Here is a 13,062-nt window from a genome sequence, read left to right on the forward strand (position 1 = left end):
TCTTCATATAGCTCGTGACTTCATTCTGGAACAGCTTAAACAACAGGTAGGCTTGAATGCACATAGTCAAATTTCTGTCAATGCGTAAGTCCTGCTACAGATGAATCCCAGATTTCGGAATTTTTCCAGGAATCAGCGGGTAAGTGGCGATCGCAACGACGCTATTACACCCTACCTCAGGGAGAAACCAAGGAGATGGAGAGTATAGTTACGATCAATTATCTAGAGCAGGGCTGTGATCAATTGCAAAAGCTAGCTCAGATGCACGATTTGCCTGATACAGTCAGTTTGATCTGTGGTGCAGCAGTTACATGGGATACGGATGTGCCCAAGGCCAGGAAAGAGTCGCAAGGTTCAACGATATTTGGGGCTATGGGAAACATTTTGTATCGCGATCGCGGTTTTGCCATATCGAAACCAGTCACCGCCCAGTATTATTTCTCCAACCCGAAAACACTGTGTTTGCGAACTGAATACAACGGTTCAGTGTTTGAAGAAGAGTTAAAGCTAATTGGCAGCAAATACCGCACCAGACAGACCATCATCTCCCGTGCTGGTGAGCAGTTGATGATTGGTCAATATTTAGAAAAGAGAGTGGAGGATTAGTTTATCGGGTGGGTGTGGCTGGCAGCTATAGCTTCACCCGTTTTGGTATTACCCAGCACTTAGCTATTAACTGCTATATAACTTTTTATAACATTTTGTCAAACTTTACTCCAGAAAATTAGTTGCCATGTCATCATGGGAAGTGAAATGAGAATTAATTCGGCGACAGTGTTTGTTTTTAGTATTGACAGGCTTTTTCCTCTTGGTATTACAGACTTCTCTCCGAAATCTAAATCTCTACAAACTTATGATTTTGGAGACATTTAATGTCAATTTACGTTGGTAACCTCTCCTATGAAGTTACACAAGATGCGCTGAGTGCTGTTTTTGCAGAATATGGTGCTGTAAAGCGTGTTCAGTTGCCTACTGACCGTGAAACAGGTCGTTTACGCGGCTTTGCTTTCGTGGAAATGAGTTCAGAAGATGAAGAAACAAAAGCCATTGAAGCTCTTGATGGGGCTGAATGGCTGGGTCGGGACCTGAAAGTAAATAAGGCCAAGCCCAGAGAAGACCGAGGTGGTTCCTTCGGTGGTGGTGGTAATCGTGGCGGTGGTGGCGGCGGCTACAACCGTGGCGGTGGTGGTCGCTACTAAGCTAAATAGGCGAAAGCAACTTAGTTGAATCTAGAAAAGGCTCAGGCAGCAATGCTTGAGCCTTTTCTATGCAAAACTTGAACTATGAATAATTTCGGACAGTTACTAATTATACCGCGTTCATCAGTGAGAGGTCAAGATAATTTTACTTTTGTCAATTAGAAATTATGCTGAAAATTTAGGATAAACACAGGTATGAAGTTAACTCTTGTATTAACTTATGCGGCAAGAATGAATCATGCGTATCAAGATTAAGCGTAGGCGTAGCCCGCCGCAGGCATCGCCTATAAAATATGCAAGTTAAATGAAATAGGACTACAAAGAAAATCAATGAGAGCAATCAAAATTATTGTTGAAAAACATAATGACGGTTACGTAGCCTATCCGTTGGGTATCAAGGGGGTTGTAGTTGGCGAAGGTGACAGCTATGAAGAAGCTCTAGCTGATGTTAAATCTGCTATCCGCTGTCATATAGAGACATTTGGTCAAGAGGTTTTAGAAGAGGAATCACCAGTGCTAGAAGCTTTTGTGGCGGAAGCTGAGGTTCCTATTTAATGGTTAAATTTCCAGTAGATGCACCTAAAGTTAAAGTAATTAAGACATTGGAATTTCTGGGATTTACTGTTATTAGAGAGCGAGAGCATATTGTTATGGAGCGAGAAAACGAAGATGGAAAAAAAACTCCACTGACTATGCCTAACCACTCTCAAATTAAAGGTTCGACGTTGAGATCCATCTGTACTCAAGCGGGTATCTCAAGAGAGGATTTTTGTCTGCTTATGAGCAAATCTGAAAGGCTGCATTCTGTCTTCACTCAAAACACTTTAAAAGATACAGTCACAAATAAATTTTTGAACTAGGCGATCGCATCTCTCCAGACAAGCTTACCAATAGGCGATTCGTGAAAACAAGATGATATGCGATCGCTCTCCAAACTTCTACTTTTTACCTAGAACTCGGAACTCCGAGTTCTGAACTCGACACTTCAAGCTGAGAACTCGGAACTTCAGTTTTATAGAGAGTACTGGAGTTTAGACCAGGACTTACGCAAAATCATGAAAAAACGAACCGCATTCGCGCAGCGTCTCGTAGAGAAGAACGCAAAGAAATAAGACTTTCAGAGGGTTATTGCCTAAGTCCTATAGACAATAGTTTTACACTACCCTCTAGCATCTCACTTCATGCCCCATGCCCCATTCCCAATTAATAATGAGTTGCCGACTTGCGATGATGTACGGCTGTAACGCCATCTTGATTTAGCACTTTGCCACTCTCAACGGTTGCATAAACCAACCAATGATCGCCAGATTCCATCCGGTTTTGTACGGAACATTCTAGATATGCTAATGCATCGGTAAGTATGGGAGAACCGCTTTCAGTTTCTTGGGTGGCGACATCTGCAAATCGGTCTTGTGCTGGGCCAAAAGGTTTGAGGAAATGCTTCATCAACCCCAAGTGATTACCTTCTTTAAGGATATTGAGGACAAATTTATTGCCGGAGTGTGTTAATGTTTCTACTGCGCGTTCTTTAGCTACAGCTATAGTTAAACCAGGTGGACTAAAGCTGGCTTGAGACACCCAAGAAGCTAACATGGCACTGGATCGATCGCCTTCTTTTGCTGTGAGAACACAAAGAGAACCGACAATCCGACCAACTGCTTGTTCTACACTTGTTGCAGGTTGCCTTGGCGATCGCACTTTTCTAGCTTTCTTCAGTGCTTGAGCAAAGTCGGTTCCAGCTTCTTCACATAATTGCAAGGTGGCATCGTTAGGTTTGAATTTTACGCGGATGGTGTCAAAACCAAACCGATAGCCAGCATCTTTCAATTTACCTTCGATTAAATCAACTGCTTCCCCACTCCAGCCAAAGGAACCAAAAACACCTGCGAGTTTATTATTAGTAGCGGTAGACAGCACAATTCCTAAAGCTGTTTGCACAGGTGTGGGTGCATGACCGCCAAGGGTAGGAGAACCCATGATGAAACCATCGGCTTTTTCCACAGCCGCCCGGATTTCTTCTGGTTCAGTAAATTCGCAGTTAATCGATTCTACGGCAACACCAGCTTTTGTGATCCCACGAGCGATCGCTTGGGCTAATGTGGCTGTATTCCCGTAAGCTGATGCATAAATCAACGCTACTGTCAAGTCAGCAGATGTTTGCTGTTGACTCCATTCCCGATAAGCTTTGGTCAGGTCGATTAAGCCATAGCGTACCAAAGGCCCGTGTCCATTGGCATACATTCGCACGGGAAAATCGGCAAGTTTATCCAGCGCTGTTTCAACTTGACGGGCATGGGGAGCCATCAGGCAATCAAAATAGTAGCGCCGATCTTCGTTATATATTTCCCAACCTTCATCAAATACCTGGTCACCGCAAACATGCGCCCCAAATAATTTATCTGTGTAGAGAATCTCTGTTTGCGGATCGTAGGTGCAAAGTTGATCTGCATAGCGGGGATTGGGGGTAGGAATAAATTGTAAATTATGCCCATTGCCCAAATCTAGAGTTTCTTCTCCCCGCATGACAAGAATTTGCAAATCTGGATTTTCCAGCGCCCCACGTAAATTTTTTGCCCCCGGATTAGAACAAACAAAAGTGATTTGCGGGGCAATTTCCAACAAAGCTTTTAAAGTCGCAGCGCGGTTGGGGTTGACATGTCCCAAAATTACATAATCTAACTCTTCGACATGGAAACGCTGCTGTAAAGCTTGTAAATAAATTTCAGTAAAGGTTTCCCCTGGAGGGTCAATTATGGCAGTTTTATTGCTTTCTATTAAATAAGAATTAGCAGTTGTACCCTTAGCAAGAGCATATTCAATTTCAAATCTCAGCCTTGACCAACTGCGCGATCGCAGTATTCTTGTATCTGTAGCTATTGGATAAACTTGAACGTCACGGGCTTTATTTGTTGACATGGCTGAAATAATTTTAGATTTTAGATTTTGGATTGTTAATTAAACATCAAAATTCTAGATATTAAGTAGAGAGTGCCATTTTACACAAATGCTTTCCTGAATGTTTATGGATTTGGGATTATTAATCTAAAATCCCAAATCCCAAATCCCAAATTAATAGTGGTTTCCGACTTTACGGTGATGTATAGCAGTCAAAGCATCTGGCTTAGAAACCCGTCCGGCGTAAACGGTGCTGTATACTGCCCAATGGTCGCCGCAGTCCATTCTACTGACGACTTCGCACTCCATGTAGGCGAGGGCGTCGTTGAGGATGGGGGCACCATTTTCGGCTGGCTGGGTTCTCACACCTTCAAAGCGATCAGCGCCAGGGGCGAACCGCTTCAAAAAGTGCTTCATTAGTGGTTGGAAATTACCTTGTTCTAAGATGTTAAGAACAAAGCGATCGCCTACTTGCATGAGTGATTCAATTGCCCGATCTTTGGCTACTGCAATGGAAAATCCCAAGGGTTTGAAGCTGGCTTGATTTACCCACGAGGCTAGCATGGCACTGGAAACATCACCTTTTTTAGCAGTGATAATATATAGTCCGCCGCTGAGTCTACCGAGTGCTTTATCCAAGTCAGCACCCAGAGATTTCATGACTTTGATACTGCGATCGCGTGTTACCCATTGACCTAAGTCTGTACCCGCTTCTTCACACAGCTTGTAGGTATTTTCTGTGGGTATTTGTTTAATCCGAATTGCTGGAAAAACTGTTGTCAAACCCAAATTTCGGAATTTACTCACCAACGGATCTATCGGCTCATCATCGCCACCGCCAGTTTCAAACACGCCGATGGCTTGCTTTTCTTTGGCAGATCCTAAAACTGTGCTGAGTGCAGCTTGGATGCTAGCAGCGCCAGAAGCCGGAGGTAGACCAACGACCAGTCCAGTACAGCGGCTAACTAGTTCCCGCAGTTCTTGTAAATCGACTTCAGATCCCAAATCGACAATTTCCACGGCGACACCAGTTTTCCCGATACCGTTGGCAATTGCTTGAGCAAGGCGATCGCTATATCCGTATTCGGAAACGTAAAATATCCCAATTGTTGTTTCTGCTTTGGTTTGTGTTTGGCTCCAAGTGCGGTAACGTCCAATTAGTTCCTCAACATTATGGGATAATAATGGCCCATGTCCTGTAGCAACCATGCTGATGGTTTTCAATTCCGCCATCCGCTTCAGGGCAGATAAAACTGACCGCGCATTCGGTCCCATCAAGCAATCGTAATAGTAATGAAAGTCCTCTTCGATAGCCGCCAAGTCTTCATCAAAGGTGCTATCTGAGCAATAGTGCAACCCAAAAGCATCGCAAGTATAGAGAATTTTAGTTTTGTGGTCAAAGCTGAAAATGGTATCCGGCCAGTGTAAATTTGGAGCAATCACGAATTCAAATTCATGACCATTGCCCAAATCTAAGCGATCGCCATTTTTCACAATCCGCCGTTTGAATGGCTGATGTATCAAATCTTCCAGAAACTGAATCGCCACCCTAGAGCCGACAACGGTAATTTCAGGAGCCATTTGCAGCAAATCTTTAACTAAACCGCTGTGGTCTGGCTCGGTGTGGCTAATAATCAAATAATCAATCTCTGTTGGCTTGATTAGTCCGGTAAGCGTATCAAAGTATAGTTGACGAAACTTTTCGTGGGAGGTATCAACTAAGGCAGTCTGCTCCCCACGGATGATAAACGAGTTATAAGTAGTACCGTTTTGCAGACCAAACTCAATATCGAAGCGATCGCGATCCCAATCTAATGACCGAATAGCCGTCGTCTCTTGAGCGATTTCCACAGTCTGTATGGTGAGCCGTTTTTCAGTTTTTTCGGTGAGCGCTACCATAACTCCCCTCCTTGACAAATTGAGTATTTATTCCCCTAGTTTTATTGTTACACGGCTTGAATGTTAATTTTTATTAAAAAACCTCTGACTGACTTAAAAAAGTTAAAACAGTGAAACCGCATAAGCACTCAGAACACACAGAGAATGTTTGGCTAGCTTTGGAAATTGGGAATTCTCGACTGCATTGGGCATTATTTCTAGGCGAGAAGCTTTCCTCAGCTTGGGATACCGACTATATACCAGAGTCTCTCATACAGCAGTTGACTAAGTGTCAAACCCTGAATGATTTACTAGAGAAAATTTTTCCAACCGAGCGGAAAACTGATGAACAACAAAAACATGCAGACAATTCCTTCCCTGCGTCACCACCTCCCCTGGTCCTTGCCTCCGTAGTTCCCAGCCAAACTGCTATTTGGCAAACTTATCCCAATGTTCGTGTTATTAGCTTAGATCAAGTACCACTAAAAGGTGTTTATCCTACATTAGGAATTGACCGTGCTTTAGCTTTGTGGGGTGCGGGGAAAACTTGGGGTTTTCCAATGTTGGTGATCGATGCTGGGACAGCACTGACTTTTACGGCTGCGGATGATAATCAGTGTCTGATTGGAGGTGCAATTCTGCCAGGACTAGGGTTGCAATTTGCGGCTCTCGATCAACAAACAGGACAATTACCATTAATAGAAATGCCAAATTTTGCCTCTTTACCACTACGTTTTGCGCTGAATACTACAGAAGCAATTCAGAGTGGAGTCATTTACACTTTACTAGCTGGAATCAAAGATTTTATTGAAGCGTGGTGGCAATTATTTCCTAATGGTAAAATTGCGATTAAAGGGGGCGATCACACTTTATTACTAAACTATCTACAAGCCTTATATTCTGAAATAGCAACACATTTAATTGTGGAACCAAATTTAATTTTTTGGGGAATGCGGGAAATAGTAATGGAGCATAAGGAATAGAAATCAGAATTTTCATGGCAAAGAGACAAGCCAAAGCCCAGAGAGCATAGAATTAAAAGAGAAGTTTACCCTTAAATAAAATATGCTCAAAACTTCACAACTAGATGTGATTATGCAGCAATTGGATGCCTTTTCTTCAGCAGAATTACTAGCAGTTAGGGCAAGAGTCGATGCTTTGATTGAGGGACAATCGTTGCCATTGGGCAAAGGTCAACCACCTTTGCTTCGTTGGCCTAACGTTCAGATTCCGGAAAGTACTACATATTATAGGAGTTTTAGTAGATTTACATTCATTCGTAATGAGAATAACGACGTAGACATCCTTGCTGCACCTGCAATTATAAACACACCAAGAACAAATGCAACAAATCCCTTGCCAACCTGGTTACGAGGATTAAGACAAAATCAAGTTGCCCAATTTTTGGAATCGGAATCAAAAGGAGATGATTCCTTAGAAAAAGTCATAGAACTGGTTGACGAATGGATGGCTGATGAATCGGGATATGATCAACAAACATACCCACAGATTGAGACAGGCTTGAATCAGAATCGGATGTCAGTGTAAAAACGCAGATGAGTAGAGCCGTATTGCTAGACACTCATCCTTTGAGTCAAGTAACGCATCCACAAGTAAACCTAAAAGTCCAACAGTGGTTACAATCGTTAAGGAAAACCGAAACTATTATACGTGTGCCGGAAATAGCCGATTATGAACTTCGGCGTGAACTATTGAGACAAGGAAAACAAAAGAGTATAGATCGCCTTAACAAACTTAGTCAAATTTGTCTCATACCACTGACTCCCGAAACGATGCGAAAAGCAGCCGAACTATGGGCATGGGTACGAAACCAGGGGAAGTCTACGGCAAGCAATGACAGCTTGGATGGTGATGTAATTCTTGCTACTCAAGCAATTCTCCAATTGAAGAGTTTTAATCAGGTGATAGTTGTGACAACAAATTTAAAACACATATCGCGGTTTGAAAGCGAAGGAATATGTGTATTAGATTGGCAGCAAACTCTGAATGAGCTAGTTTAATTGGTTAAAATTATGGCTTTTTAAGATAGCTTTAATAAACTCCCGAATCTCGATCGCCACAACCCCAGCACAAGATTCTGGTAAGTCGTTTCCAGCATGGGTAATCATTTTCAACTCGACTTTCGGCATTAGTTGAGCATAAACACGACTCTTTGCTAAAGCATCTGATGTGTCTTGGCCACCTTGTAAAATAAAAACTGGGACATCTATCATGTAAAGCCGCTTTTGCACTAATTCAGCTTCAATTTCTGCTTGTCGCCGTCTGAAAAGTAACTTGCAACCTATAGGATACGGCAATAGCGCTTGACGCAGCTGCAAATCTTGTGCACCTTTTTCATGCCAACCTAAGATTTTAGTCAAAGGAGTGAGCGATCGCAACAATTTAACTATTAGTGGTGGATAGTTCAGTAATCGGCGCATCTTTTGGTAATACTGTTCTTGTCCTGCTATTTCTACGCCCTCTGGTGCTAGCAGTACCACACCATCAACTTTCTCTGGATACTTTAAAGCATAGCTAGCAGCAATCCAACCCCCAAGAGAATGCCCTACTAAATACACCTTTTCTAGCTTGACAGCTTGGAAAAATTCAGCTAAACATTCCACTTGTAAATCTATCGAATGGTGGATATTAGGATTCTCTGACTCACCAAACCCTAATAAATCAGGTGCGAAGCAATGGAAATCTTGTGCAAGAGACTCCATCACAGATAACCATTGACTGCTCTCATTCCAGGCACCATGTAAAAAAATTATAGGAGTTTTTTCACCGACTTCACGCCAGAATATCAGCCCTTGAGAGAGCTTTATCCGGGAGTTACGGAATAGTATACCCATTTTATTTAATAGTTAACTTTTAGCACCATAATTAATAGTCATTAGCATCTGACAAAAGACAAATGACTAATGACAAAATATTATTATGCCAATGTTGTCAAGCCTTTTAAGTAGTCTTGCAACTGCCGAGTATGATCGTGAGACATTTGTCCTAAAGGTAGAAAATTGGGACAAAAAGCTTGGATTTCCATGACTTCTAAAGTATCCTGAATTTCCATTGTCCCATGTACCTCAGCTTCAACCACAATACAAATTGAGTGAATTCTAGGATCACGGTCTGGTGCGGAGTAAACTCCTACCAAACGGTTAATTTTCACCAATTCTAACCCGGTTTCCTCCATCAATTCCCGGTGGACTGTGTTGGGAATATCTTCTCCCCAATCTACTATCCCTCCAGGCAATGCCCAAAGACCATCATCACGTCGCCGGATCAGTACTATCTGACCATCGGGTAAAATTGGGATGATACTAGTGCCAGTAATGGGATGACGAAATATGATACCCAATACTGTTTGTCCAATACGCCATAAACTACGTGTGGACTGCACAGCTGCCGGAAAAAAAGCAATAACGTTCAATCTTTAAAATTTCTATGTTGTATTCTATAGTTCCCTACCACTTACATAGGCTCAACTAATAAAATTTTTGTTGAGTTTCGTTTTATACAAAAATGTCTGTGGTTTGAGATTTTATTCTGACGATTTACGTAGAATATTATTAATACTAACATCAAGTTTCAAGAGAAGCACTGTATTCATATATACATGATATTTTTTAATCAGAAAACTTTTCAGTTTATAACTAACATTAGCCTTGCCCAAATCAGCTATCACTAATAGTTTTTCAGTACACATTCAAAAAATTAATCTGAATAATAAGTCTAAATTCTGAATTCTGAAGAGACAATTAAGCGGCGTTTGACATTGCAACCTGTAGGGACTCCAATACCAGGAAACGAACCTTTTGATGTTGATAATTTAATTAGTCTGAATACTCAACAGTTAACAGGTGATGGTTTTGGGTATCCTACATCGGGGGGAAACTATTCTAATCCGCTTTTCGCTAGTTTCTTGCCAACAGCAAGTTATTTAGAGGTTTTTTCTGCGCCACCACTGACACCAAGGTTTGAAAATTTTGGGACGTCTTGATTGGTTTATTCTAAAAACAACAATTAGTTAGCTCATTTACATCTGTTTGACGTATTTTAATCTAAAAAAAGGTATTTTTCGTCTAGCTGGTGGGGAAAATTCTAAATCGTTATTGACATAACAAGTTGAATGCGGTAGACTAGTAAATTGTTTAAAGCGTATTGATTGCTGCACTAGGGTAAAAGTATATCAATAACATTGGTAGCTGATATTGCCTACGTGATGCCTAGTTGCTGCTTTTTTGTTGTTTATTAATGAGGTGAACATGGCCAAGCGCCGTAACCCGAAAAAAGAAAAGGCGCTACGGAACCAGGCGTATGCCAGAAAGTTTCGTAAACGGACTACTACAGGAAGAATGCAGAGAAGGTTCCAACAAAGACCACCAAAGAGTGAAGAAGAAGAAGGCGCAGCAACAGCTGCTGACACTGACTAAGCTGTCTGCTTAAATTCTTGTTATTTAGATTATTTATTTTTTAGGGCGTACATTTGTACGCCCTTATTTATTACTCGACAGCAATTTGAGTGCGGGCAGCTATGAGTGCTTTACTTACCTGTACAAAGCCAGTACCACCGTAACTATTACGGGCTGCCACAACTTGACGAGGGGATATAGCCTCATAAATATCTGCTGCAAATGCCGGATGTAGTTCTTGCCACTCTTGCAATGTCAAATCTTTCAGGAGTTTACCTGCGGCAATGCTAGTTTTTACCACCTTACCCACAAGGTTGTAAGCTTCCCGAAAAGGGACGCCCCGTGCTGCCAAATAATCTGCTACATCGGTAGCATTAGAAAAATCTTCTGCCACAGCTTCTGCTAAACGCTGGGTACGAAATTCTAAGCCTTCCCTGAGCAAAATCGTCATTGCTTCTAGAGAGGCTTTGATTGTGTTGACGCTATCAAATAGACCTTCTTTATCTTCTTGCAGGTCTTTGTTATATGCCAGGGGTAGCCCCTTCATAATCACTAACATCGCTTGGAGATGACCGAATACACGTCCCGTTTTCCCTCGCACCAATTCTGGTACATCGGGGTTTTTCTTTTGGGGCATAATACTGGAACCCGTGGCACAGCTATCTTTGAGGGTGACAAAGCGGAATTCTTCAGATGACCAAAGAATGACTTCTTCTGCAAGGCGGCTGAGGTGAACCATAATCAAGCTAGCAGCACACAAGAATTCGATCGCAAAATCGCGATCGCTCACTCCATCGAGGCTATTAGCATAAATATCGTCAAAATCCAAGAGTTTGGCTGTGTAGTGGCGGTCAATCGGGAAAGTAGTTCCTGCTAAAGCACCGCATCCCAAAGGTGAGATATTCACGCGGCGAGAAACATCTCCCAAGCGTTCCCAGTCGCGTTGCGCCATTTGAAAATATGCCAAGAGGTGGTGAGCTAAACTCAGGGGTTGGGCGCGTTGTAGGTGAGTATAGCCAGGAATCAGGGTTTCAACGTGCTTTTCGGCTATATCCAGTAAAACACCTTGAAATTCACGCAATTCGCTTTTGATTTGTTGGATTTGGTCGCGCAGGTAGAGTCTGGTATCGGTGCCAACTTGGTCATTACGCGATCGCGCCGTATGCAGCTTTTTACCCACATCGCCGACAATTTCTGTCAGTCGTCCTTCAACTGCAAAATGGACATCTTCAGCATCGACACCAGGCTGAAATTTCCCCTGGCGATACTCTTGGCGAATTTGTTCTAAACCTGCAACCAATTGCTCCCCTTCTTCTTGGGAGATAATGCCCGTGTGAGCTAGCATTTTGGCATGAGCTTGAGAACCAGTAAGGTCATATTCTATTAATTCAATATCGAAACCTATACTGGCATTAAAACGAGCGATCGCCGGATGCAAAGCTGATTCAAATCGCTGACTCCAAGTTTGTTCTTTGGTCATAAATATGAGGGGAGTGGGCATCAATTTTGGATTTTAGATTAATCATCAATCTAAAATCCAAAATCCGAAATCCAAAATCTAAAATTACTTTAACCGTAACTAGTTAAATTCCGAATCATATAGCCAATGAGTAAACCAATCAACAATGCCCACACTTGACCCGTTTGTATAAAGTGGCTCCAAGCTTTTTGCATCTGACCCATAACGTCTGGGTCGGTGATTGTTGGTGCTAGTGCTGTCAAATTTACAGGCAAATGCCAAAGTAACTGAGATGTCAAATCGCTGTAATTGCTCATCTTTGGTGATTAAGAAGTTAGGGGTGGCAAATTTCAGTATCAGTTTATTATTTACATTAATTACTGATATTTACTGAAATATTTGGATATAACTTCAATGTCTTAACTCAAGATGCAGGCGATGCCAACCGCAATTTCTCGGCAGTCCGCAAAATCTGCCCAGCCAAAACTGCTGCACCAAAACCATTATCGATATTTACTACGCCTACTCCCGCTGCACAAGAGTTAAGCATTGTCAATAAAGGTGCTAAACCACCAAAACTTGCGCCATAACCGATGCTGGTGGGTACGGCAATTACAGGACAACTTGCTAAACCAGCGACAACGCTGGGTAAAGCGCCTTCCATCCCTGCCACGACAATCAACACTGATGCTGATTCAATCAGGTGACGGTTACTTAATAAGCGGTGAATCCCAGCAACACCAACATCCCAGAGGCGCTGGACGCGAAAACCAGAAAGTTCAGCAGTGACAGCAGCTTCTTCGGCAACGGGTAAATCGGCGGTACCAGCAGAAAGAATGCCAATTTCACCCCAGAATTGCGGTTCGATAATAGGAGGAGCGATCGCACAAATTCGTGCCGATTCGTAATATCGCAAACCGCTAACTCTTGATTGCAGTGCGGCATAAACTGCTGGTTCAATGCGAGTTGCCATCACCACCGGATTACGGAGGCGCATCACCTCCATAATTTGAGCAATTTGATCAGGAGTTTTACCAGGGCCCCAAATCACCTCTGTGAAACCAGTTCTTAGCTGGCGATGGTGGTCAATTTTGGCAAACTCACCCACAGATTCATAAGCTAAATCTTTGAGTGAGTCTAATGCCGTATCTGGCGTAACTTTACCATTGGCAACCGCTTCAAGGAGCGATCGCAAAGCTTTTTCATCCGTCATTAG

The 13,062-nt window shown here is 42.5% G+C and carries 16 protein-coding genes; 9 read left to right on the forward strand and 7 right to left on the reverse strand.

What is annotated here, in order from left to right; all coding sequences use genetic code 11:
• Positions 1 to 111 precede the first annotated feature (111 nt).
• From V7K21_RS28410 to V7K21_RS28425, 4 genes are all read left to right on the forward strand, one after another.
• Positions 112 to 606, forward strand: coding sequence for a phycobiliprotein lyase (locus tag V7K21_RS28410; protein WP_335179246.1), 495 nt, complete (start codon positions 112 to 114; stop codon positions 604 to 606).
• A gap of 266 nt (positions 607 to 872) precedes the next feature.
• A complete protein-coding gene (locus V7K21_RS28415) occupies positions 873 to 1,199 on the forward strand; it encodes an RNA recognition motif domain-containing protein (protein WP_190894729.1) in 327 nt (108 codons plus the stop codon).
• Between the two features lie 330 nt (positions 1,200 to 1,529).
• Entirely contained in the window at positions 1,530 to 1,754 is a 225-nt protein-coding gene (locus V7K21_RS28420; RefSeq protein ID WP_190894804.1) for a type II toxin-antitoxin system HicB family antitoxin, read from the forward strand.
• Positions 1,754 to 2,059, forward strand: a complete 306-nt coding sequence (locus tag V7K21_RS28425) for a type II toxin-antitoxin system HicA family toxin (protein ID WP_335179136.1) — start codon at positions 1,754 to 1,756, stop codon at positions 2,057 to 2,059. The genes V7K21_RS28420 and V7K21_RS28425 overlap by 1 nt, the downstream gene beginning before the upstream one ends.
• A 343-nt stretch (positions 2,060 to 2,402) precedes the next feature.
• Here V7K21_RS28425 and V7K21_RS28430 read toward each other — a convergent pair whose 3' ends face one another.
• Complete coding sequence (locus tag V7K21_RS28430; protein ID WP_335179138.1) at positions 2,403 to 4,115, reverse strand: diflavin flavoprotein; 1,713 nt, start codon at positions 4,113 to 4,115, stop codon at positions 2,403 to 2,405.
• Positions 4,116 to 4,268: 153 nt separating this feature from the next.
• Positions 4,269 to 5,993: a diflavin flavoprotein gene (locus V7K21_RS28435; RefSeq protein WP_335179140.1), complete on the reverse strand. Its 1,725-nt coding sequence runs from the start codon at positions 5,991 to 5,993 to the stop codon at positions 4,269 to 4,271.
• A gap of 110 nt (positions 5,994 to 6,103) precedes the next feature.
• On the opposite strand from V7K21_RS28435, the gene V7K21_RS28440 reads away from it, so the two are divergent.
• The 3 genes from V7K21_RS28440 to V7K21_RS28450 all read left to right on the forward strand — a co-directional run bounded on the left by V7K21_RS28440 (position 6,104) and on the right by V7K21_RS28450 (position 7,993).
• Positions 6,104 to 6,955 (forward strand): pantothenate kinase, encoded by an 852-nt coding sequence (locus V7K21_RS28440; protein ID WP_335179142.1) that lies wholly within the window; start codon positions 6,104 to 6,106, stop codon positions 6,953 to 6,955.
• An 82-nt stretch (positions 6,956 to 7,037) separates the two neighbouring features.
• On the forward strand, positions 7,038 to 7,520 hold the full coding sequence (locus tag V7K21_RS28445; RefSeq protein ID WP_335179144.1) for a hypothetical protein: 483 nt from the start codon (positions 7,038 to 7,040) through the stop codon (positions 7,518 to 7,520).
• Between the two features lie 8 nt (positions 7,521 to 7,528).
• Entirely contained in the window at positions 7,529 to 7,993 is a 465-nt protein-coding gene (locus tag V7K21_RS28450; RefSeq protein ID WP_335179146.1) for a hypothetical protein, read from the forward strand.
• Here the strand turns inward: V7K21_RS28450 and V7K21_RS28455 are convergent.
• Positions 7,985 to 8,827 carry an alpha/beta fold hydrolase gene (locus V7K21_RS28455; protein ID WP_335179149.1) on the reverse strand — a complete coding sequence of 281 codons (843 nt, stop codon included), beginning with the start codon at positions 8,825 to 8,827 and terminating at the stop codon, positions 7,985 to 7,987. The genes V7K21_RS28450 and V7K21_RS28455 overlap by 9 nt on opposite strands.
• 83 nt (positions 8,828 to 8,910) lie before the next feature.
• Positions 8,911 to 9,405, reverse strand: a complete 495-nt coding sequence (locus V7K21_RS28460) for an NUDIX hydrolase (protein ID WP_334797961.1) — start codon at positions 9,403 to 9,405, stop codon at positions 8,911 to 8,913.
• A gap of 339 nt (positions 9,406 to 9,744) precedes the next feature.
• On the opposite strand from V7K21_RS28460, the gene V7K21_RS28465 reads away from it, so the two are divergent.
• The gene (locus V7K21_RS28465; RefSeq protein WP_335179151.1) at positions 9,745 to 9,975 is read left to right on the forward strand and encodes a hypothetical protein; all 231 of its coding nucleotides are present in this window, start codon (positions 9,745 to 9,747) and stop codon (positions 9,973 to 9,975) included.
• Between the two features lie 265 nt (positions 9,976 to 10,240).
• Entirely contained in the window at positions 10,241 to 10,408 is a 168-nt protein-coding gene (locus V7K21_RS28470; protein WP_012412073.1) for a hypothetical protein, read from the forward strand.
• 70 nt (positions 10,409 to 10,478) lie between these two features.
• Here V7K21_RS28470 and argH read toward each other — a convergent pair whose 3' ends face one another.
• The 3 genes from argH to larB form a co-directional block, all read right to left on the reverse strand.
• On the reverse strand, positions 10,479 to 11,867 hold the full coding sequence (gene argH / locus V7K21_RS28475; protein ID WP_335179153.1) for an argininosuccinate lyase: 1,389 nt from the start codon (positions 11,865 to 11,867) through the stop codon (positions 10,479 to 10,481).
• An 89-nt stretch (positions 11,868 to 11,956) separates the two neighbouring features.
• Positions 11,957 to 12,163 carry a hypothetical protein gene (locus V7K21_RS28480; RefSeq protein ID WP_334724762.1) on the reverse strand — a complete coding sequence of 69 codons (207 nt, stop codon included), beginning with the start codon at positions 12,161 to 12,163 and terminating at the stop codon, positions 11,957 to 11,959.
• Between the two features lie 107 nt (positions 12,164 to 12,270).
• Complete coding sequence (gene larB / locus V7K21_RS28485; RefSeq protein ID WP_335179156.1) at positions 12,271 to 13,059, reverse strand: nickel pincer cofactor biosynthesis protein LarB; 789 nt, start codon at positions 13,057 to 13,059, stop codon at positions 12,271 to 12,273.
• Between the last annotated feature and the right edge of the window lie 3 nt (positions 13,060 to 13,062).

It is taken from the genome of Nostoc sp., from assembly GCF_036919595.1.
In the GTDB taxonomy this organism is placed as follows: Bacteria; Cyanobacteriota; Cyanobacteriia; order Cyanobacteriales; family Nostocaceae; genus Nostoc.

Coding starts and splice junctions, on each gene's coding strand:
- V7K21_RS28480 (WP_334724762.1), bottom strand. CDS start 12,163: ATGAGCAATTACAGCGATTTGACATCTCAGTTACTTTGGCATTTGCCT.
- V7K21_RS28470 (WP_012412073.1), top strand. CDS start 10,241: ATGGCCAAGCGCCGTAACCCGAAAAAAGAAAAGGCGCTACGGAACCAG.
- V7K21_RS28435 (WP_335179140.1), bottom strand. CDS start 5,993: ATGGTAGCGCTCACCGAAAAAACTGAAAAACGGCTCACCATACAGACT.
- larB (WP_335179156.1), bottom strand. CDS start 13,059: ATGACGGATGAAAAAGCTTTGCGATCGCTCCTTGAAGCGGTTGCCAAT.
- V7K21_RS28430 (WP_335179138.1), bottom strand. CDS start 4,115: ATGTCAACAAATAAAGCCCGTGACGTTCAAGTTTATCCAATAGCTACA.
- V7K21_RS28450 (WP_335179146.1), top strand. CDS start 7,529: ATGAGTAGAGCCGTATTGCTAGACACTCATCCTTTGAGTCAAGTAACG.
- V7K21_RS28415 (WP_190894729.1), top strand. CDS start 873: ATGTCAATTTACGTTGGTAACCTCTCCTATGAAGTTACACAAGATGCG.
- V7K21_RS28425 (WP_335179136.1), top strand. CDS start 1,754: ATGGTTAAATTTCCAGTAGATGCACCTAAAGTTAAAGTAATTAAGACA.
- V7K21_RS28455 (WP_335179149.1), bottom strand. CDS start 8,827: ATGGGTATACTATTCCGTAACTCCCGGATAAAGCTCTCTCAAGGGCTG.
- V7K21_RS28445 (WP_335179144.1), top strand. CDS start 7,038: ATGCTCAAAACTTCACAACTAGATGTGATTATGCAGCAATTGGATGCC.
- V7K21_RS28420 (WP_190894804.1), top strand. CDS start 1,530: ATGAGAGCAATCAAAATTATTGTTGAAAAACATAATGACGGTTACGTA.
- argH (WP_335179153.1), bottom strand. CDS start 11,867: ATGACCAAAGAACAAACTTGGAGTCAGCGATTTGAATCAGCTTTGCAT.